This window comes from Psychroserpens mesophilus (assembly GCF_000826645.1).
In the GTDB taxonomy this organism is placed as follows: domain Bacteria; phylum Bacteroidota; class Bacteroidia; order Flavobacteriales; family Flavobacteriaceae; genus Psychroserpens; species Psychroserpens mesophilus.
Genome location: NZ_JXJP01000020.1, coordinates 229,011 through 250,623, shown reverse-complemented (window position 1 = coordinate 250,623; position 21,613 = coordinate 229,011). Strand labels below are relative to the sequence as shown.

At 33.4% G+C, this 21,613-nt stretch carries 22 protein-coding genes; 14 read left to right on the top strand and 8 right to left on the bottom strand.

The window, feature by feature from the left end; all coding sequences use genetic code 11:
• Window positions 1–6 precede the first annotated feature (6 nt).
• Window positions 7–885 (bottom strand): 4-hydroxy-tetrahydrodipicolinate synthase, encoded by an 879-nt coding sequence (gene dapA / locus TD18_RS13865; protein WP_040253707.1) that lies wholly within the window; start codon window positions 883–885, stop codon window positions 7–9.
• Window positions 886–1,404: a DUF6913 domain-containing protein gene (locus TD18_RS13860; RefSeq protein WP_040253705.1), complete on the bottom strand. Its 519-nt coding sequence runs from the start codon at window positions 1,402–1,404 to the stop codon at window positions 886–888. It lies immediately after the preceding gene.
• Between the two features lie 72 nt (window positions 1,405–1,476).
• Here TD18_RS13860 and TD18_RS13855 point away from each other — a divergent pair, with 72 nt between their 5' ends.
• Both TD18_RS13855 and TD18_RS13850 read left to right on the top strand, forming a co-directional pair.
• Complete coding sequence (locus TD18_RS13855) at window positions 1,477–2,232, top strand: 5'-nucleotidase C-terminal domain-containing protein (RefSeq protein WP_040253704.1); 756 nt, start codon at window positions 1,477–1,479, stop codon at window positions 2,230–2,232.
• Between the two features lie 4 nt (window positions 2,233–2,236).
• Complete coding sequence (locus TD18_RS13850; protein ID WP_040253701.1) at window positions 2,237–3,148, top strand: bifunctional metallophosphatase/5'-nucleotidase; 912 nt, start codon at window positions 2,237–2,239, stop codon at window positions 3,146–3,148.
• A gap of 5 nt (window positions 3,149–3,153) precedes the next feature.
• Here the strand turns inward: TD18_RS13850 and TD18_RS13845 are convergent, their stop codons facing one another.
• On the bottom strand, window positions 3,154–3,939 hold the full coding sequence (locus TD18_RS13845; RefSeq protein ID WP_040253700.1) for a hypothetical protein: 786 nt from the start codon (window positions 3,937–3,939) through the stop codon (window positions 3,154–3,156).
• Window positions 3,940–4,090: 151 nt separating this feature from the next.
• Between TD18_RS13845 and TD18_RS13840 the strand changes: the two genes are divergently transcribed.
• The gene (locus TD18_RS13840) at window positions 4,091–4,474 is read left to right on the top strand and encodes a DoxX family membrane protein (protein WP_040253698.1); all 384 of its coding nucleotides are present in this window, start codon (window positions 4,091–4,093) and stop codon (window positions 4,472–4,474) included.
• On the opposite strand, the gene TD18_RS13835 is transcribed toward TD18_RS13840, so the two are convergent.
• The 4 genes from TD18_RS13835 to TD18_RS13820 all read right to left on the bottom strand — a co-directional run bounded on the left by TD18_RS13835 (window position 4,471) and on the right by TD18_RS13820 (window position 8,782).
• Window positions 4,471–5,220, bottom strand: a complete 750-nt coding sequence (locus tag TD18_RS13835; protein ID WP_040253696.1) for a hypothetical protein — start codon at window positions 5,218–5,220, stop codon at window positions 4,471–4,473. The two genes, TD18_RS13840 and TD18_RS13835, sit on opposite strands and share 4 nt — an antisense overlap.
• Before the next feature lie 98 nt (window positions 5,221–5,318).
• Window positions 5,319–7,313 carry an NAD-dependent DNA ligase LigA gene (ligA, locus tag TD18_RS13830; RefSeq protein WP_040253694.1) on the bottom strand — a complete coding sequence of 665 codons (1,995 nt, stop codon included), beginning with the start codon at window positions 7,311–7,313 and terminating at the stop codon, window positions 5,319–5,321.
• A 102-nt stretch (window positions 7,314–7,415) separates the two neighbouring features.
• Window positions 7,416–8,279 carry a peptide chain release factor N(5)-glutamine methyltransferase gene (gene prmC / locus TD18_RS13825; protein WP_241480681.1) on the bottom strand — a complete coding sequence of 288 codons (864 nt, stop codon included), beginning with the start codon at window positions 8,277–8,279 and terminating at the stop codon, window positions 7,416–7,418.
• An 11-nt stretch (window positions 8,280–8,290) separates the two neighbouring features.
• Window positions 8,291–8,782 (bottom strand): GNAT family N-acetyltransferase, encoded by a 492-nt coding sequence (locus tag TD18_RS13820; RefSeq protein WP_040253689.1) that lies wholly within the window; start codon window positions 8,780–8,782, stop codon window positions 8,291–8,293.
• A gap of 53 nt (window positions 8,783–8,835) precedes the next feature.
• Between TD18_RS13820 and TD18_RS13815 the strand changes: the two genes are divergently transcribed.
• From TD18_RS13815 to TD18_RS13795, 5 genes are all read left to right on the top strand, one after another.
• Window positions 8,836–9,291, top strand: a complete 456-nt coding sequence (locus TD18_RS13815) for an NDR1/HIN1-like protein (RefSeq protein ID WP_052461191.1) — start codon at window positions 8,836–8,838, stop codon at window positions 9,289–9,291.
• Between the two features lie 33 nt (window positions 9,292–9,324).
• Window positions 9,325–10,296, top strand: a complete 972-nt coding sequence (gene ribD, locus TD18_RS13810; protein WP_040253687.1) for a bifunctional diaminohydroxyphosphoribosylaminopyrimidine deaminase/5-amino-6-(5-phosphoribosylamino)uracil reductase RibD — start codon at window positions 9,325–9,327, stop codon at window positions 10,294–10,296.
• 83 nt (window positions 10,297–10,379) lie between these two features.
• The gene (locus tag TD18_RS13805; RefSeq protein WP_040253685.1) at window positions 10,380–10,994 is read left to right on the top strand and encodes an HAD family hydrolase; all 615 of its coding nucleotides are present in this window, start codon (window positions 10,380–10,382) and stop codon (window positions 10,992–10,994) included.
• The gene (locus TD18_RS13800) at window positions 10,991–11,854 is read left to right on the top strand and encodes a DMT family transporter (RefSeq protein WP_040253683.1); all 864 of its coding nucleotides are present in this window, start codon (window positions 10,991–10,993) and stop codon (window positions 11,852–11,854) included. The genes TD18_RS13805 and TD18_RS13800 overlap by 4 nt, the downstream gene beginning before the upstream one ends.
• Complete coding sequence (locus tag TD18_RS13795; RefSeq protein WP_040253680.1) at window positions 11,855–12,475, top strand: IMPACT family protein; 621 nt, start codon at window positions 11,855–11,857, stop codon at window positions 12,473–12,475. It begins immediately after the preceding gene.
• On the opposite strand, the gene TD18_RS13790 is transcribed toward TD18_RS13795, so the two are convergent.
• Window positions 12,472–12,882 (bottom strand): acyl-CoA thioesterase, encoded by a 411-nt coding sequence (locus TD18_RS13790; RefSeq protein WP_052461190.1) that lies wholly within the window; start codon window positions 12,880–12,882, stop codon window positions 12,472–12,474. The two genes, TD18_RS13795 and TD18_RS13790, sit on opposite strands and share 4 nt — an antisense overlap.
• 191 nt (window positions 12,883–13,073) lie before the next feature.
• Between TD18_RS13790 and dnaA the strand changes: the two genes are divergently transcribed.
• The 6 genes from dnaA to TD18_RS13760 all read left to right on the top strand — a co-directional run bounded on the left by dnaA (window position 13,074) and on the right by TD18_RS13760 (window position 21,543).
• On the top strand, window positions 13,074–14,501 hold the full coding sequence (gene dnaA, locus TD18_RS13785) for a chromosomal replication initiator protein DnaA (protein ID WP_040253678.1): 1,428 nt from the start codon (window positions 13,074–13,076) through the stop codon (window positions 14,499–14,501).
• Window positions 14,502–14,510: 9 nt separating this feature from the next.
• Complete coding sequence (locus TD18_RS13780) at window positions 14,511–14,975, top strand: low molecular weight protein-tyrosine-phosphatase (protein WP_040253676.1); 465 nt, start codon at window positions 14,511–14,513, stop codon at window positions 14,973–14,975.
• Between the two features lie 70 nt (window positions 14,976–15,045).
• Complete coding sequence (locus TD18_RS13775; RefSeq protein ID WP_040253673.1) at window positions 15,046–16,416, top strand: PQQ-dependent sugar dehydrogenase; 1,371 nt, start codon at window positions 15,046–15,048, stop codon at window positions 16,414–16,416.
• 6 nt (window positions 16,417–16,422) lie between these two features.
• Window positions 16,423–17,139 carry an SAM-dependent methyltransferase gene (locus tag TD18_RS13770; RefSeq protein WP_040253671.1) on the top strand — a complete coding sequence of 239 codons (717 nt, stop codon included), beginning with the start codon at window positions 16,423–16,425 and terminating at the stop codon, window positions 17,137–17,139.
• Between the two features lie 84 nt (window positions 17,140–17,223).
• Window positions 17,224–19,728, top strand: coding sequence for a PIG-L family deacetylase (locus tag TD18_RS13765; protein ID WP_040253669.1), 2,505 nt, complete (start codon window positions 17,224–17,226; stop codon window positions 19,726–19,728).
• Window positions 19,729–19,839: 111 nt separating this feature from the next.
• Window positions 19,840–21,543, top strand: coding sequence for a sodium:solute symporter (locus TD18_RS13760; RefSeq protein WP_040253667.1), 1,704 nt, complete (start codon window positions 19,840–19,842; stop codon window positions 21,541–21,543).
• Window positions 21,544–21,613 lie beyond the last annotated feature (70 nt).

Below are 21,613 nucleotides of genomic sequence, written 5' to 3'. Positions count from 1 at the left end.
TAAAAATCAATTGAGTGTCTGAAGTGCGTCTTTTATAGCTTTTTTCAATGAATCTGAGGCTTGAACTAAAGGCAATCTCACATTTGGCTTAGCTAAATTAAGACTTTCTAAAACAGCTTTAATTCCGGCAGGATTATTTTCTGAGAAAATCAAGCTCGTCATGTCCATTAACTGAAAGTGAATATCATAAGCTTCTTTTGCCTTTCCTTCTAGTCCCAAACGAATCATTTTAGAAAATTGCTTCGGTAATGCTTGTCCGATAACTGAAATCACTCCTGCTCCACCAGCGAGAACAACGCCTAATACCAAATCATCATCTCCAGAAATAATCAAAAAATCTTCAGGCTTATCTCTCAATAACTTTAAATACTGATGTACATTATTTCCAGCTTCCTTAACCGCAATAATATTACTAAAATCTTTAGCTAGTCTCAAGGTCGTTTCTGGTGTCATATTTGACGATGTTCGACCAGGAACATTGTACAAAATAACATCCACTGGACACGCCTTAGAAATAGCCTTAAAATGTTGATAAATGCCTTCTTGTGTTGGTTTACTGTAATACGGAGAAACTGATAAAATAGCATCTATTTCTGTTAAATCTGTCGTTCGAATTTCATCAATAACCTCAGCTGTGTTATTACCTCCAATGCCTAATACTAAAGGAACTCTGCTATTATTTGCTTTTACTATAGTATCAATAATAGCTTTCTTTTCACTTTTAGTGATGGTAACACTCTCTCCTGTAGTGCCTGATATCACAATGTAATCTATACCATTTTCAATATTAAAATTCACCAAATTGGCTAAAGCTGAATGATCTACTGATAAATCATCATTAAAAGGTGTAATTATAGCGATTCCTGTGCCTTGAAATTTTGTCATTTATATTTTATTTAAAACATGTAAATATTTAGTTAGTTCACTCAAAAAAAGTGTAATTTGCTTTGTAGTAACGTCTATCATTAAATCAAATACACGTTTATCATCTTGAATTAAACCAACTTTAAAATTGGCTTTTGATGCTGCTGTTATAAGTTTTAATTCTAAACTTTCCTTTGTGTAATAACTTATTAAAACATCAAATTTTGTATCAATAAACGATTGTAAATCGATGTTGTTTATTTTCCCTTTCCAACCAAAATCTTTCGGATTAAAATAGGTGTCCCAAAGCGGATTTGCATCTTTTGCGTCATCGACAAAAGCAATTATTTTCGTCTTTGATGGTAAAAGACCTAGTTCTTTAAAATAAGTTCTAAATGCATCAAAATCTGAAAACTCATTCATATTCAAAATGACACCAACCGAATTCATCTTCGCATTGCTAACTGCAACCTGACGTGCGTTTAGCAATTTGTTAATATATTTTTGATTAGAATTTGCCTTAAATGCCTTTAAAATCATTTATATTTATGCTTTGTACAAATGTAGTAAAAAAGTCGCTGCATGTTTTGTTAACGATTGCATAAATCACCTATGAAAAACATCTTTCTTTTAACATGCTTAACCTTCATTCTATTAACGTCATGCAAGTCGAAATACCTTTACAAAATTGAAGGTCGGCAAATAGCAATAACTGATAGTCTTGAAACCAAACCATCTATTGAAGATTACATTAAACCTTACAGGATACAGATTAATAAAAGCCTTGATAGCGTTATCTCTTATGCCAAAAATACGTACTCAAAAGCAGATGGTTATTTAAATACTGCCATTGGTAATATGATGGCTGATGCAGTTTATGAAGAATCTAATCCTGTATTTAAATCGAGAACTGGTCAAGATATCGATTTTGTTCTGCTCAATCATGGTGGAATTCGCGCTATAATTTCTAAAGGAAACATTACAACAAGAACAGCTTACAATGTGATGCCATTTGAAAATTCAGTTGTTGTTGTTAAAATGAAAGGCTCTAAGGTAAATGAACTTGTAGATTATCTGGTGAGAGAACAACGAGCGCATCCAGTTCATGGTTTACAAATTGTTATAGATGAGGAACTTCAACTAAAATCAGCTTTAGTTAATGGCAAACCTATTGAAGCAAATTTAACTTACAATGTTGCTACAAATGATTATTTGTACAGTGGTGGCGACCGAATGACCTTTTTTAAGCCCAACGATAGCCTTTATGTTCTAAATTATAAGATTAGAAATGTTCTAATCGATTATTTTACTAAAAAAGACACGATAGCACCAGTAATTGACGACCGATTTTATCAGACAAAACAATAGCCTAATGAAACGAAGAGACTTTATTCAACAAACAGCTGCAGCTTCAGCTTTAATCGGACTTGGAGGTATTGGATTATCTTCATTTAAATCGTCACAAAAAAAGATTACTGTACTTCATACCAATGATGTGCATAGTCACATTGATCCATTTGGTCCTGAAGATGGTCGTAATCCAAATAAAGGTGGCGTGGCAAGAAGAGCAAGTTTAATCGAATCTATCAGAAAAGAAAATCCTAACACCTTATTACTAGATGCAGGTGATATCTTTCAAGGCACACCATACTTTAATTATTATGGAGGAGAGTTAGAATTTAAACTTATGAGCATGCTGAAGTATGATGTCGCAACTATTGGAAATCACGATTTTGATAATGGTATTGACGGACTTTTCGCGCAATTACCTCATGCAGACTTCGACTTCGTTTCTGCCAATTATGATTTTTCAAATACCATAATGGATTCTCATGTTGAGCCTTATAAAATCATTGTTAAAAATGGCATTAAAATAGGGGTTTTCGGATTAGGAGTTGAACTCCAAGGATTAGTGGATAAGAACTTATACAAGGAAACAGTTTATAATGATCCTGTAGAATCTGCACAAGACATGAGTCGTATTTTGAAAGAAGACGAACAATGCGATCTTATCATTTGCTTGTCGCACTTAGGTTATAACTATTCGCATTTACCAGATAAAATAAGTGATTTAAAACTCGCTGAAGCAACTAAAGACATTGATTTGATTATTGGTGGTCACACACATACATTCTTAGACAAACCTACCATTGTAAAAAATCTGGAAGGCAAAAACACTTTAGTCAATCAGGTTGGATGTTATGGAATTAATTTGGGTAAAATTGATTTTTATTTTGATTCCGATAAAAACAAATCAGCCAACGGAACGTCTATTATAGTATAGCTATATTATTCAAATGATCCTTCTACTTTAATATCTCTTAATTGTTGGGATGTCGTAATAAAGTATTCACTTAAATTCATTTTCTTCTCGTTTTTAGCTAAGGTGTGATGATCATACACATATTTATATAATAAAAACAAACCACCAATATGAAGCGCTCTTTCAAAAGCTTCAAATAACCAGTAATAAATATATAAGGTATTTATGTAATCTAGTACATCAGAAAACACAAAACAAAAAACCATTAATAAAAAGGTGATTGATTGTCCGGTTTCTTTACTCAAATAAACAGCAAAAGAAAAATATGTTAATGCGATCAAGGTAACGCCGTGACATATATAAAGTACCAGGTTTACTTCGTCAACAAAATGATCTTTGGCAACTTCATATAATACATATAAAAAATAAGAATTTAGAACGAGTACAAGAATCAAATAGACCGATACTAATCCATTAAACTTAATTTTCTTCACTTTACCAAGCAATACAAAAATTAAAAGAAGGTATGCACCAATATACATGCTTTTAGAGAGTTTTAGCATGATTTCACCAAAGCTAAACACAGCAAAAGCATCTCCTATAAAGAACAATAGAAATGTAGTCAAAAATACATTTGCCATTTTATCCAACTGACAAAAGTAAAAGGTCATTAAAATGGTAACTGTTATCAATTTAACCGTTTTAGGAACCATGATAGAATCAAAATACGTAGCTACTGCAGAGCAAGAAACTATGACTGCAAGCACGATGACCATAATCAAATTTGGTGTGAATTTGTGGGCTTTTTTCATGATAATTCTAATAAGTAGGTAAGCAAATATATAAAAAATATTACACTTTAACGGTTTTTTATTACTTTTTATCGATTATTATGATGATTTCATCCTGTTTTGGTAGTTTTCATATCGTCTTTCGTCTAAAGTTGAAACCACACTAGAGATCATGACAAGATATTTTCCGTTAATTTTGAGAATTATAGTAGCGATTATTTTAATTCAAACCTTACGATTTAAATTTACATCGCATCCGGATAGTGTTTATATTTTTACAAAAGTGGGATTAGAACCTATGGGCAGAATAATAATAGGGATTGTTGAACTACTTGCAGGACTGTTATTGCTGTTTAAAAAAACTGCTTGGGCTGGAGCTCTTCTAACATTAGGTGTTATTGGTGGTGCAATTATGATGCATCTTACCAAATTGGGAATTGAAATTAATGGAGATGGTGGAGTTTTATTTGGTACAGCTATAGTAACATTTATGATTTCAGCAAGTATTGCATTTATTTACAGGAAAGACATTCCTATAATTGGTAAACGCTTTTAACTTTCAATATGAATATCCTGATGCTGCTGTTGGTAGTCCATAATTTTCCTGTGCTTTAATCGTGATTGTAAGTAAAAGAATAAAAAGGCAAACACTAAAAACATAGAGCACAACACATTAAGCAAATTAAAGTCAGCTGCTATATAAAAGTAAGCCAGTTGGATCACTTCAGAAAACATAATGCATATTGTTCCAATCAACAAATTCATAGATTTTTTATCATCTCTATACATATAATTTACAAGAGCAATAGCCATTAAAAACATCACGACTGCATTATAAAGTAGTTCCAAATAATACTCATTAATTGTGAGTTCTTTTCTTGTCGTATCTGAAACAAAATACACAAAAAATAACCCCAGAATTGCTAACAAGCCAATTTGAACAGGAAATTTTAAAAATGCTTTTCTGAAATTCATATCAACAGCAATTCTAGCTATTAAGAAAAAGTAAGCTATTATATAAAGTGAATTACCTACATAATAGAAATAGTCGATTTCGGAAGAAATATCTATATCTACAACCCATGTCACATAATTGAGAATTTCCGAAATTGCAAAGAAGATTAAAAATAACAGAAAAAAAGGATGCTTATCTTTAATTCTTAAAACATATAAGAACAAAAGCAAAGTCACAGCTAAAGCCCTAACTCCAGCGGCTTCAATTTCCAGACCTTTAAATTGTAATCCGAGAAAAAACAAACTAAGGACCAATATAATTAACCCTAAAAATTTCCCTATTTGCATATATCAGTTGAATTAATAACATAGCAAATATAAAAAATCGTAATAATTAAACGATTAAAATCTTATTTAATCGATAAAATACATTTATTTGTAAGTATTTACTTAACCATGCTTAAAAAATCAAACTCAGTAAGTATTGGGATATTTAGTGTTTCAGCTTTGGCTCGTTTGCTTGGTCCCATATTATCTCCAGCCACAAGGTAATTAGTTTTAGATGATATTGCAGAGGACACTTTACCTCCATTATCTTCAATTAGTTTTTTGAGTTCTGTTCTGGATACCGTTTCAAAAACTCCCGAAACAACAATAGACAGCCCTTTCAATTTATCGGTTTGATTGGCTAGTTTTTCAGCTGACAACTCTAACTGAAGTCCGTTGTCTCTCAATTTATTCAAATAATTTATATTCTCTTCAGTAGAAAAGAACTCAACAACACTTTGAGCAATGCGCTCTCCTATTTCATCTACAGCTACTAAATCTTCAACTGAAGCCTTAGCAATCGCATCAATACTTTTGTAATGTTTTGCGAGTTTTTTTGCAACTGTTTCACCAACATATCGAATTCCTAAAGCAAATAACACGCGTTCAAAAGGCACTTGTTTTGAAGCTTCAATCCCATTAATAAGGTTTTCAGCACTTTTTTCAGCCATACGCTCTAGTGGCAAAACATCTTCCTTTTTTAAATCGTATAAATCTGAATAATTAGTAATCAAGCCTTCATTCACTAATAATGCAACAGTTTCTCCACCCAAACCTTCAATATCCATTGCCTTTCTCGATATAAAATGCTGAATCCTTCCAATAATTTGTGGTTTACAACCATTGTAATTCGGACAATAATGCTTGGCATCACCTTCTTGTCTTTCTAGTTCGGTGTGACATTCCGGACAATGGGAAATATATTGCGTAGGTTTAGAATGTAATGGACGTTTACTTAAATCTACAGCTATAATCTTCGGAATAATCTCACCTCCTTTTTCAACATACACTTCATCGCCTTCCCTAATGTCTAGTTTTTCAATTTGATCTGCATTATGCAATGATGCACGTTTTACGGTTGTTCCAGCTAATTCTACAGGCTCTAAATTTGCCACTGGAGTTATAGCTCCTGTTCGACCCACCTGATAGGTAATTTCATTTAATCGAGTTGAGACCTGCTCAGCTTTAAACTTGTAAGCCATTGCCCAACGAGGTGCTTTTGCTGTATAACCTAATTCCTCTTGCTGTTGCAAACTATTCACTTTAATCACAACACCATCGGTTTCATAAGGTAAATTATGACGATGCACATCCCAATACGCTATAAATTCTAAAACCTCATAAACAGATCTGGCTAATTTTGCAGCTTCAGGTACTTTAAATCCCATTTTCCTGGCTTTCTCTAAGCTTTCAAATTGTGTAGAAAACCCTAAATTTCGACCTTTAATACTATACAACAAACAATCTAAAGGTCGTTTGGCAACTTCAGAACTATCTTGCAATTTTAAACTTCCTGAAGCCGTATTTCTGGGATTTCGATACGGCTCTTCACCTGCTTCAAGTCGTTCTTCATTCATCTTAAAAAATCCTTCAAACGGCAACACAATTTCACCTCGAATATCAAACTTATCGGGATAATCGCCTTTGAGTTGCAAAGGCACCGATTTTATCGTTTTTACATTTGCTGTCACATCATCACCTTGTGTACCATCTCCTCTGGTGACTGCTCTAACTAAACTTCCGTTTTCATAGGTTAAGCTGATTGAAGCTCCATCATATTTTAGTTCGCATACAAATTCAACAGTTCCATCGATAATCTTTTCAATACGCTTTTCCCAATCTAATAAATCGTCTTTAGAGTACGAATTATCCAAAGAATACATACGATGTTCGTGCACAACGGTCTCAAAATTCTTGGTGATTTCCCCTCCAACACGTAAACTCGGCGAATTAGGATCATAAAACTCAGGATGTTTAGCCTCCAACTCCTGAAGCTGCTTGAGTTTCATATCAAACTCAAAATCTTCAATAGTAGGATTATCTAATACGTAATAGTTATAATTGTGTTCGCGTAACTCGTTTCGAAGGGATTGGATTTGTGTTTCTATACTCATTAAAATTGTCGTGAAAAAATTATATTTACTCTGTTTTAAAGCTTCTAATTTACTAAAACGCACGTCAAAATTATTGCAGTTTTAAATCTTTTTATCAGTTTTTTATTCAACTAATTTCACAGCTTTAATCATTCGATCTTTACCAAAGATATCGGTTTTCAATTGTATGGATTTGAAACCAAAACCCTGAAGAAGCTGAACCATCTCTTGTCCTAAATACTCATTGATTTCAAAATATAAGGCTCCTCCTGTTTTTAGATGGATTTGAGCAAACTCACAAATGGCTTTATAAAACTGTAACGGATTCTCATCATCTACAAACAATGCTAAATGTGGCTCGTTTTCGAGGACATTCGGTTTAATTTCTGCTTTTTCTAGGTTTCTAACGTAAGGCGGATTGGAAACAATTATGTCAAATGTGTGAGATACTGAAATAAGTACAGCATGACTCGGATTTAAAATATCATCATGGATAAATTCAATAGTTGCTTCGTTCAATTTAGCATTTTGCTTCGCTACTCGTAGAGCATCTTCAGAAACATCTAAAGCATGAACATTTGCTTCTGGAAGATTATTCGCTAAAGAAATAGCAATACAACCTGTTCCTGTTCCTATATCAAGGATTTTTATAGACTTCTCAACTGTGCTCGAAGTGACATCTTCAATTATAAAACTAACCAACTCTTCCGTTTCTGATCTCGGAATTAAGGTGTGCTTACTGACTTTAAAAGGCAATCCGTAAAATTCCGTTTCACCTATTATATATTGTATAGGAATATGGTTATTTAAATCATTTAGAGCATTTAAAAACAATTGCTCTTGCGCACTGGTTATCGTGTAATCAGGATTTAGAACCAATTGAATTCGTTTATCATTTAAATGATGCTCCATTAATACATCGAAAAATGCATTGACTTCCTCTTTTCCATAATTTTCATCCAATACAGAATGAAATTGTTTAAGCATTGCTTTTAACCTCATAATTGTTTGGTCATCCAGACACCACATGAATAATGTCCTGTATTTCCTAAAGGTTTTGTTAAATGCTCAAATCCGAAGTCTTCATAAATATGAATGGCAGCTTTTAGTTGTGAAGCCGTTTCGAGATAACAAGATGCAAATCCGAAATCTTTAGCAGCTTTCAGACAAATCTCAAAAAGTTGTTTTCCGTAGCCTTTACCTCTAATTTTTGGCGAAAAATACATTTTCTGAAGTTCACATACATCGCCATTGTAACCTTTGAGTTGCTTAATACCTGCTCCTCCAAAAACTTCAGAAGCACTGGCAACCACATAATAAACCTCTCGCTCACCTTGATAAGATTCATACATAAAAGGGGTTTCGGCATCTTCGTAAGCAGTTCCTTTTAATGGAATTTTAAATTCAGGAAAACACCCTTTAATCACTGCCTCTATTTGCGGATTGTCCTCTGGAAGAATTTCTCGTATAACAATAGTATCTTTGCTCACTTTATAGTCGTATTTTTGCTCTGTGAAGATAGTATAAATCTAAAAAAGTAAGTATGAAGAAGCTTATAATCTTATCAACACTACTGGCTACTCTTATATCCTGTTCGGTAAAAGAAAAACCCGAATTTTTACGTGTTGAAAATATTAAAGTTTTAAAATCTACAAGCAGCACCATAACCTTAACTGCAGATGCTTTATTTATGAATCCCAATGATATTGGAGGCGAACTAAAAACGGATGAAATTAAAGTGTTTGTCAATGGTAACGAAATGGCTTCAGTATCAACGGAATCTTTCGAGGTTCCTGCAAAAAAAGAATTTTCTATTCCTTTAACAGCAAATGTGCCAACAGACAGTTTACTAAGTGATAAAAATTTAAGCAGTTTGTTAGGAAGTATTTTCAGCAAAACCATAAACGTACAATACAAAGGTGATATTAAATATAAGGTCTTTGGATTCTCACACACATATACTGTTGATAAAACGGAAGATATTAAAATAAAATTTTAGTTGACAACACACGAAATCTACATAAAACGCTGTATGGATATCGCCATAAATGGTTTGGGCATCACTGCTCCAAATCCGATGGTTGGTGCTGTAATTGTGCATAATGATAAAATCATTGGTGAAGGATATACAAGTGCTTATGGTGGTAATCATGCTGAAGTAAATGCGATTCATTCAGTAAAAAACAAAGCCTTACTAAAACAAGCTACACTTTATGTCACGCTTGAACCGTGTTCACACTTCGGAAAAACACCACCTTGCTCCGATTTAATTATTAAACATCAAATTCCGAATGTCGTGATTGGCTGTATTGATGATAATCCTGAAGTTTCCGGAAAAGGTATTGCTAAACTTAAAGCTAGTGGATGCAACGTTACTGTTGGTATTTTAGAAGCCGAATGTAAATCACATCACAAACGCTTTTTCACGTTTCACAACAAAAAACGTCCTTATATCATTTTAAAATGGGCTGAAACGAGTGACGGATTTATTGCTCCAGCCACAAAAGACAAAAAAGAACCTGTTTGGATTACCAATACCTTTTCTAGACAACTGGTTCATAAATGGAGAGCTGAAGAACAAGCAATTTTAGTTGGGACCAATACCGTTTTAGAGGACAACCCAAGTTTAACCGTTAGAGATTGGTCTGGAAAGCATCCTATTAGAGTTGTGATTGATAAGACAAATGCATTACCCAAAAATTATTCAGTCTTTGACAATAAAAGTGAAACCCTTATTATTTCTGAAAATGAAGTCAATTTCAATAAACCTTTAGCACAAGAAATTTGTCATTTTTTACATTCAAAGAACATTACTTCAGTCATTGTTGAAGGTGGATTAAAAACACTTCAATCATTTATTGATGAAAACCTTTGGGATGAAGCTCGTATTTTTACTGGAACATCTAAATTTGCAACAGGAATCAAGGCTCCTAATTTTACAGGTAAGCTTTTATCAGAAGTATCAATTATCGATGATACATTAACCTATTATAAAAACACTTAAAATGTCACCTCGAGCGCTGTCGAGTGGTATTAATCTGACATTAAAAATTAGATTTCGACTGCGCTCGATCTGACAAAATAAAAATGAAAATTAAAACAATTATATTCGATTTCGGTGATGTCTTCATCAATCTAGACAAGGCTGGTGCAATGCAAAATGCCCTCACACTTTTTGAATTGGATGAATTTCCTGAAGATCTCATTGCTATCAACACATTATATGAGCAAGGATTGATTTCTTCAGAAGAATTTATAGAATTTTATACTGATAATTTTCCGAAACTTTCAAAAGAAACCATCATTGAAGCATGGAATTTCATTTTAAGAGACTTTCCAGAAGCACGATTAAAATTTCTTAAAAACCTAAAAAAAGAAAACAAGTATAACTTAATCTTATTAAGCAATACGAACGACATACATATCAATTGGGTCAAGGATCATGTCGTGTTTTATGAAGATTTTAAAGCTTGTTTTGATCAATTTTATTTATCTCATGAAATCAATCTAAGAAAACCGAATACAGATATTTACCATTTTGTTTTAAATCAGAATGATCTAATTGCTCAAGAATGCTTGTTCATAGATGACACCAAAGAAAATACTGATGCAGCTTCTAAACTGGGAATTCATGTCTGGAATATTGACGAAACCAAAGAAGATATCACCAATTTATTTGCTATAAAAAAAGACCTGTTTTGATATACCTACTATTAAGCATAACGGCTTCTACACTCATATTTATCGTTTTTAAACTTCTTGATCGTTATAATATTAACACGCTTCAAGCTATTGTAGTGAATTATTTTGCAGCTTGCTTGTTTGGTGTATGGAGCTACGATAAACCTTTTAACATTAAAGAGATTGCAGATTCGCAATGGCTTTTTGGTGCCGTTGCCTTGGGCTTTCTTTTTATAGCTATTTTTAATGTTATGGCTCTTACTGCTCAGCGCAACGGACTCTCAGTAGCTTCTGTAGCATCTAAAATGAGTGTTATTATTCCGGTGATTTTTGGGATATATGTTTATAACGAAGGTGTTGGAGCTCAAAAAATTATTGGAATTTTATTAGCATTAGTCGCAGTGTATCTAACCTCAGTAAGAGCAAAAACTACCACTAATGTTACTAAAGGGCTTTGGTTGCCTATCGTTTTATTTTTTGGCTCAGGCATTATTGACACATCTATTAAATACCTGGAAACCTCCTATGTTTCAGAAAATGGAATCCCCATATTCTCGGCATCTATTTTTGCATTTGCATTTGTAATTGGATTGAGTATTCTTACTTATAAGTCCATTAAAACACCAATTAGATTTACCCTAAAAACACTTGTTGCCGGAAGCATTTTAGGTATTGTAAATTACTTCTCTATTTACTATTTATTAAAAGCACTTAACCATGAAAGTTTAGAAAGCTCGACTTTATTTACAGTAAATAATGTGGCAATAGTTATGGTTACTACACTTGTAGGTCTCATGGTTTTTAAAGAAACCATATCTAAAACAAATTGGTTTGGGATTGGATTAGCCATTGTTTCAATCGTATTAGTAACTTTGTCATAAATGATAGAAAAAGATACTTATAAAACTATTGTAAAGGCATCTCCTGAAGTTCTTTTTAAAGATAAAAACAGTAAATTTTACGGTTATGCCTTTCCAGTCACTACTGAAGAAGAAGTTAAAACGCATCTTGAAGATCTCAAAAAGCAGCACCACCAAGCACGACACTGGTGTTATGCTTATCAATTAGGGAAGTCTGAAAATGAATACAATTTTAGAGCGAATGACGATGGCGAACCTAATAATAGTGCAGGAATGCCAATTTACGGACAAATACAATCGTTTGAGGTCACCAACGTATTAATCGTAGTGGTACGTTATTTTGGTGGTATTAAGTTAGGAGTAAGTGGTTTGATAAATGCATATAGAACTGGAGCACAAATGGCTTTAGAGGCTTCAAAAATTGTAACTAGAACAATCAATGTCAAATACGTTATCACTTTTGATTACAAAAACATGAATACAGTCATGCGCATTGTAAAAGAAAAAAAATTAAATGTCATAAATCAAACTTTAGAATTGCGATGTGAACTTATAATTTCAGTACGACTTAAAGAGGCCACATCCATTTATGAAATCTTTGATCATCTTTATGAAATTGACATCAAAACGTTGAACGATTAAATTTGCAGTTTGTCTAAAATATAATCGGGACATCTTGTAGGTCGATTCTTATGAATGTCCATAAATACCAAAACAGAATTTCCGGTCGTTAAAATTTCATCATTCTCATTTAAAATTTCATATTCAAATTCAATTTTTGCTGTGGGTTTTTTTACGAGTTTAGTTTTTACTTTAATGAGATCATCATAACAAGCTGACTTTTTGTAATTTACAGTCAAACTAACTACAGGAAGCATTATTCCTTCCGCTTCCATTTGTTTGTAGGAAAAACCCATTTTACGCAACCATTCAGTTCGTCCCATTTCAAAATACTGTGCATAATTGCCATGATAGACAACTCCCATTTGATCGGTTTCACCATAACGTACTCTAAATTGTATTTCGTCAGCTTTAATAGGATTTGTCATCGTTATTGATATTTTTTTTGTAAATTCGACACGATTTAAACATGAGGAAAAAATTCTAGAAAATCAACCCCTTTTGATTTTTTTATTAAAAATTTTGTTCACATATTTGTCATGTAAAAATCAACCCAGAGAAACTCGAATTTCTCTTTTTTTTGCTAACTAACTAACAACAAAAAAATTACACTTAGAGAATGGACATAACTGCGCAATCGGTTTGGAATAACTGCCTGTCTTTTATAAAGGACAATATTCAACCTCAAGCCTATAAAACATGGTTTGAGCCAATAATAGCAGTTAAACTTTCTGACAACGCGTTGAGCATTCAGGTACCAAGTAAATTTTTCTATGAATGGCTTGAAGAGCATTACGTAAAGATTCTTAAAGTAGCTCTTACAAAACAATTGGGCGAAACCGCAAAATTGGTTTATGTTATTAAAATGGAAAATACCTATGGTAACAAACAACCATTTACAGAAAAAATTCCAAGTTCAAACAGAGGCGCAATGAAATCTCAAGATGTTGATGTTCCTCTAAACAATAAAAATCCTGAATTAAAAAATCCGTTCATAATTCCTGGCATTCGTAACGTTAAGATTGAATCTCAATTGAATCCTAACTACAGTTTTGAAAACTTCTTAGAAGGTGATTCGAATAGATTAGCGAGAAACGCTGGATTAGCAGTTGCAAATAAGCCTGGAGGTACATCTTTCAATCCGTTATTGATTTTTGGAGGTGTCGGCTTAGGTAAAACTCATTTAGCTCATGCTATTGGAGTTGACATAAAAGATAAGTATCCTGAAAAAACCGTTTTATATATTTCCGCAGAAAAATTTACGCAACAATATATAGATTCCGTTAAAAAGAATAATAGAAATGATTTTATTCACTTCTACCAAATTATTGATGTTTTAATTATTGATGATGTTCAATTCTTATCAGGAAAATCTGGAACTCAGGACGTATTCTTCCATATTTTTAATCATTTACATCAAAACGGAAAGCAAGTCATTTTAACAAGTGATAAAGCTCCTGTTGATATGCAGGATATTGAACAACGTTTGTTATCACGTTTCAAATGGGGACTTTCTGCAGAGCTTCAAAGTCCGGATTTTGAAACTAGAGTCTCTATTTTAAAGAACAAATTGTATCGTGATGGTGTTGAAATGCCTGATGACATTATTGAATATGTTGCCAAGCACATTAAAACTAACGTGCGTGAATTAGAAGGCGCTATTATCTCATTAATTGCACAATCATCGTTCAACAAAAAAGAAATTACGGTAAATCTTGCAAAAGAAATTGTTGAGAAATTTGTAAAGAACACCAAGCGCGAAGTATCTATCGATTACATTCAAAAAGTCGTTTCAGATTATTTCCAAATGGATGTCAGCACATTACAATCAAAAACACGTAAACGTCATATTGTTCAGGCAAGACAATTAGCGATGTTTTTTGCTAAAAAATACACTAAGGCTTCACTAGCAAGTATAGGTTCTCAAATTGGAAAGCGAGATCACGCGACAGTTCTTCATGCTTGCAAAACTGTAGATAACCTATCATCAACCGACAAGCAATTTCGGAAGTATGTCGAAGACCTTTCTAAGAAATTATCTTTATAAAAATTTACTATGACTCGTATTTTAATGGTTTGTTTGGGCAATATTTGTCGATCACCATTAGCACATGGTATTTTACAATCAAAATTACCTTCTGATACCTTTTTTGTAGATTCTGCCGGAACGGCTAATTACCATGTTGGTGATGCTCCAGATCATCGCTCTATAGCAATCGCAAAATCTAATGGCATCGATATTTCTAATCAACGTGGAAGACAATTCAATGTATCTGATTTTGATACATTTGATTACATTTTCACTATGGATGATTCCAATTATCAAAATGTTATCGCTTTAGCTAGAAACTCAGACGACATTGCTAAAGTTAAATGCATTCTTGAAGGAAATCATTCCAACAAACATACCTATGTTCCTGATCCTTATTATGGCGATATGTCAGACTTCCAAAATGTTTTTGAACTGTTAGAAAAAGCATGCCATTCCCTTTCAGAAAAATTACAAAAGTCTGGTTTATAGGAATTTTCTCTAACCAATTATTAGTTTTTTTGTATTTTTAGCACAAAAGAGCCTAAAAAATTATAATGTTATGAAAAAAATTACCCTATGTTTAATGTGTATGATTTACGCATTTAGCTTTTCCCAGGTTGTTCAATTAGAATTATTTGCTGATGGTTTCTCAGACCCTTTATGTATTAGAAATGCTGGCGATGACAGATTATTTATCGTAGAACAAGATGGAGTTATCAAAATTTTAAATTCAGATGGCACTACTAATACTACTCCTTTTTTAGATATCGATTCAAGGATTACTAGTGGAGGCGAACAAGGATTACTATCACTAGCATTTCATCCTAATTATGCATCTAACGGTTACTTTTATGTAAATTATACTAATAATTCTGGAGATACCGTTATTTCACGATTTACGAGAAGCTCGGCAAACATTGCTGACCCAACATCTGAACTTATCTTAATGACAATACTACAACCATACAGCAATCATAATGGTGGCGATTTACATTTTGGTCCTGCTGATGGTTATCTTTATATCTCAACAGGTGATGGTGGTGCTGGTGGTGATCCTGGAAACAGATCTCAGAACTTAATGGAATTACTAGGAAAAATATTAAGAATTGATGTTGATAATGCTGAAAACGGAAATAACTATGCAATACCTTCCGACAATCCCTTTGTTGGAGATCCTAATGCTTTAGATGAAATATGGGCTTATGGCTTAAGAAATCCTTGGAGATTTTCTATTGATCCAGATACCAACGAAATGTGGATTGGAGATGTTGGTCAAAATACTACTGAAGAAATCAACAGAGTTGCTGTCACTCCGGTTGGCTACAACTTTGGATGGAGATGCTATGAAGGCTCAAATACCTATAACACCACTGGATGTCCTTCAGCTGGAGAACTCACATTTCCAGTCGCTGAATACCCAATTCCTCCATGCTTTTGTAATGTAGCAGGTGGACAAGTTTACAGAGGAAGTGTTTACAGCGATATATTTGGTGTATACATTTTTGCTACCACTGGAAATGGAGAACTTGGCACAGTAGATTCTTCTAATAATCTAGTAAATCAAGGAAACTTTGATAACGGGTTTTGGGTATCGTTTGGAGAAGATATGGACAAAGAAATGTATATTGCAGATATTACGGGTAGTATTCACAGGGTTCAAGGGAGTATTTTATCAGTTCCTGAATTTGAAGAACAAAAAGTGACCATGACTCCTAATCCTGCTTCAGATAATCTTAACATTAATTCTGATAATAATACTATTAACTCAATATCTATAACAGATTTGAAAGGAAGTATGTTGCTTTCACAACAAAACATTTCTGTGTCTGATAAAAATATCGATATTTCTTTTTTAAGTAAAGGCATATATCTTGTTAAAATTGAAATTAGCAACAACACAACTACAGTTAAAAAATTGGTTGTAAATTAATTGTTAATGCATACTAATAAAGGAAAGCTTTACCTTATTCCAACGCGGCTAGGAGACAATCCACCTTTGGAAGTGTTACCGATTTCAGTAAAAAAAATTATTGAAATTGTTGACGACTACATTGTTGAAAATGAAAAGACTGCAAGACGATTCATAAAAAAAGTTGATTCCAGAAAACAGCAGTCGATTCTAAAATTCGAGATTTTAAATAAATACACCCAACCTGAAGAAATTCAACGTTTTCTTGACACATGTATCCAAGGAAAATCTATGGGCTTGCTCTCTGAAGCTGGTTGCCCAGGAATAGCAGATCCTGGAGCAGATATCGTTAAGTTAGCTCACGAAAACAATATTCAGGTTGTACCACTCGTTGGACCATCCTCAATTATTTTGGCCTTGATGAGTTCAGGAATGAATGGCCAGAGTTTCGCTTTTAATGGTTACATTCCAATAGACAAAGCCGAACGAAAAGCGGCTCTAAAAAAGATGGAACGCATTTCGTTTGAGCAAAATCAAACGCAACTTTTTATTGAAACACCTTACAGAAACAACAAAATCATTGAAGACATTTGTAATGCACTGCATCCTCAAACCAGAGTTTGTATCGCTTGTGATATTACATTACCAACAGAATACATTAAAACGCTAACGGTTAATGAATGGAAACATGTAAATATTGATTTGCATAAACGTCCTGCCATTTTTGTGATTCATAAAGACTAAATTCTTTAAAGTTAAAGAAACATTAAAACAAACTATTTGCCTAGATTACTTTGCTATATTTGAGTTTTAGCTAACTAATCTATTATGCAAAGACATTTACATTTTATAGTAGTATTTCTACTAACCTCATTATTTTCTTTCGCGCAACAACCCAAAAAACCAACCTCATCAGAGATTTATGAATCTATAAAAAAATTAAATTTTTTAGGTTCAGTTTTATACGTTGCTGCTCATCCTGATGATGAAAACACACGACTCATCTCCTTCATGTCTAATGAAGTTAAAGCACGAACAGCATATCTTTCTCTAACCAGAGGCGATGGTGGACAAAATCTCGTTGGTCCCGAAATTAGAGAATTACTTGGTGTTATCAGAACTCAAGAATTATTAGCAGCTAGACGCACTGATGGTGGCGAACAATTATTTACTAGAGCTAACGATTTTGGCTATTCAAAACATCCAGATGAAACACTGGCCATCTGGAACAAAGAAGAAGTGTTAAATGATGTGGTTTTAGCCATTAGAAAATTCAAACCAGATGTCATCATCAACCGATTTAATCATAGGAATCCTGGAACAACTCATGGTCACCATACGAGTTCAGCGATGCTAAGTATTGAAGCTTTTGATTTGGTTGGTGATAAAAATTCCTATCCAAATCAATTATCTTCTGTCGATACATGGCAACCAAAACGATTGTTTTTTAATACGTCTTGGTGGTTTTATGGAAGTGAAGAAAATTTTGAAAAAGCAGATAAAACCAACTTATTAGAAATTGATACAGGCGTTTATTTCCCAAGTAGCGGATTAAGTAATACTGAAATTGCTGCACTTAGTAGAAGTCAGCATAAGTCTCAGGGATTTGGTAGCACTGGAAGTCGAGGTACTCAAATTGAATACATCGAATTAATAAAAGGTAATTTACCTTCTGATAGAGATAATATTTTTGAAGGCATTGATACGTCTTGGAATAGAATTGAAGGCGGACAAGCTATTGGAGATATTTTACATGCGGTTCAAGATCAGTACGATTTTAAAAATCCTTCAGCTTCCATCCCAGAATTGGTTAGAGCATACAAAGCAATTCAAGACTTAAACGATTCGCACTGGAAAACCATTAAAACCAACGAGATTAAAGATATTATTGCTGCTTGTGCTGGATTGTATCTTGAAGTTTCATCTGATACGAATCATACAGCGGCAGGTTCAACCATAAATTTAAATATCGAAGTTATAAACAGAAGTGATTCAAATATTATATTAAGTAGTATTGTTAATCCCAACCAAATACAAATTGATAAAAACTTAAAATTAGATAATAATACCGATTACGACTTTAAAGAAACAATAAAAATCAATGCTAATCAAGATGTTTCGACTCCTTACTGGCTAAGAAAAAAAGGCAGTTTAGGGATGTATGCTGTTACAGACAAAAGTCTAATTGGCAAGCCTGAAACTCCAAGTGCTTTGGACGTTGTTTTTAATCTTAATATCGAAAATGTAAATATATCTTATACAAAACCCATCGTTTACAAAACAAATGATCCTGTAAAAGGAGAGGTTTACAAACCTTTTGAAATCATACCTGAAGCTTCCGCAAAAATTTCGGAAGGTGTTATTATATTAGATTCTGATGTTCAACGCGAGATTGAAGTGATTGTAAAAGCCGGACGAGATAATTTAGAAGGCTATGTGCAATTAGCGCATCCTAATGATTGGAATGTTTATCCAGAGAAACAAAAAGTAAGCATCGCTAATCGTGGTCAGGAACAACGTCTAACTTTTACCATTATTCCTCCAAAAGAACAAAGTGAAGGACTTTTAACGCCTTTGGTTCACGTAGGAGAAAAAATATATACCAGAGAACTGATTGAGATCGATTATGATCATATTCCGTTTCAAACCGTTTTATTACCAAGTGAGAGTAAAATTGTTCGGTTAGACATTCAAAAACGTGGTAAAAATATTGGTTATATTGAAGGTGCTGGTGATGTTGTTCCAGAAAGTCTTAGACAGATTGGGTATGATGTCACCATTTTAAATCCTGAAGATATTTCTGCAGAAAACTTAAATGGTTTTGATGCTGTTGTTCTAGGAATTAGGGCTTATAATACTGTCGAAACTTTAAAGTTTAAACAGAAATTGCTTTTTGATTATGTCGCTCAAGGCGGAAATATGATTGTGCAATACAATACAAATCGTCGATTGAAAGTAGATAACATAGCGCCTTATGAGTTAAAATTATCAAGAGATCGAGTGACTGATGAGTTTGCCGATGTGACCTTACTGGCTTCAAACCATGAAGTTTTAAATTATCCAAATAAAATCACTGTTAAAGATTTTGAAGGTTGGACACAAGAACGTGGTCTATATTTTCCTAATGAATGGGCTGACGAATTTATACCTATTTTATCAATGAACGATAAAGATGAAACCGCTAAAACTGGTAGTTTGTTGGTTGCTAAATATGGTAAAGGACATTACATATACACCGGATTAAGTTTTTTTAGAGAATTTCCAGCAGGAGTTTCAGGAGCTTATCGCCTATTTGCTAACATGTTGTCTATTGGTAAAAACAATATCAACTAAAAACACCACAACCCATGGAAAAGTATCAATGGAATCGAATGTACACCCTTGTACTGGTTGCTAATATTATTTACATTATCGCATTTTACTTTATAACTAAAGCCTTTTAAAATGCAAACATTAGACTGGATTGTACTTATTAGTACACTATTACTCATAGTTGTTTATGGAACTTATCAATCTCGTGGTAGCAAGAATGTAAAAGATTATTTAAAAGGTGGAAACACTTCAAAATGGTGGACGATCGGTTTATCTGTAATGGCAACACAAGCCAGTGCGATAACGTTTCTCTCTACTCCTGGTCAGGCATTTAATGACGGAATGGGATTTGTCCAATTCTATTTCGGATTACCAATTGCTATGGTCGTAATATGTATGGTGTTTATTCCATTATACCATCGATTGAAGGTTTACACAGCCTACGAATTTCTTGAGAACAGATTCGACCTTAAAACCAGAACGCTCACAGCTATTTTATTTTTAATTCAGCGTGGCTTAGCTGCTGGTATTACCATTTTTGCTCCTGCCATTATACTTTCTGCCGTTTTAGGATGGAACTTACTAATGCTCAATGTTATTATTGGTGTCTTGGTTATCATTTATACAGTTTCTGGTGGAACCAAAGCTGTTAATGTGACTCAAAAGCATCAAATGATTGTCATTTTTACAGGAATGATTATTGCATTTGTCTTAATCATAAATAAACTGCCTGCCGATATCACATTTTCAAAAGCTTTAGATATCGCTGGTGCCAATGGTAAAATGGAAGTCTTAGACTTTTCGTTTAATCTGAATAATCGTTATACCGTTTGGAGCGGTCTTATTGGTGGAACATTTTTAATGCTGTCTTACTTCGGAACAGATCAAAGTCAGGTGCAACGCTATCTGTCAGGTAAATCACTAAAAGAAATGCAAATTGGTATGATGTTTAACGGACTTCTAAAAGTTCCGATGCAATTCTTTATCCTCATGGTTGGTGTCATGGTCTTTGTGTTCTATCAGTTCAATCAGGCACCTGTCAACTTTAATCCAACGGCAACTGAAGTCGTTTTAAATTCTGAATACGCTGAAGAGTACAAAGCAATTCAGGATAAACAACAACTCATATTTGAAAAAAAACAAGTGTTAATTAACGCGTTTGTAAATTCTAATAACCAAGAGGTTTCAAAAGAAATTGCTGCTTTGAACACGTCTAATGATGAACTACGAGCTGAAGCCAGATTATTAATAGATAAAGCGGGTGATGCTAAAAATTTAAAAGTTGAAAGCAACGATAAGGATTACGTGTTTATACATTTTATACTTAACAACTTACCAAGAGGTTTGATAGGTTTATTATTAGCAGTGATTTTAAGTGCCGCAATGTCAAGTACATCTAGTGAACTTAATGCGCTTGCAAGTACGACTACCATGGATTTATATAAAAGAAATATGCCAGAAAAATCAGAAACCGAAATGGTACAGGTCTCAAGGTGGTTTACTTTGGGTTGGGGAATTGTAGCAATTGGTGTCGCTTGTGTTGCAAATCTTGCTGAAAATTTAATTCAACTTGTAAATATTATTGGCTCTATTTTTTACGGAAATGTGCTTGGTATATTTTTATTAGGATTCTTTTTTAAGTTTGTTAAGGGTAACGCAGTATTTACTGCTGCCTTAATCACTCAAATTTTAGTAATTGGGTTGTTTTTATTAAATCAATTTGATATCATCAATCTTCCATTCTTATGGTTGAACTTTGTTGGCTGCGTGATTGTCATTGGCATAGCCTGTTTATTTCAAAGTATAAATGGTAATACTACTTTTTCAGAAGCATAAGTAACAAATGCATATAAAAAAAGACTGCTTGAGAATATCAAACAGTCTTTTTTTATTAAGATATGGAAAG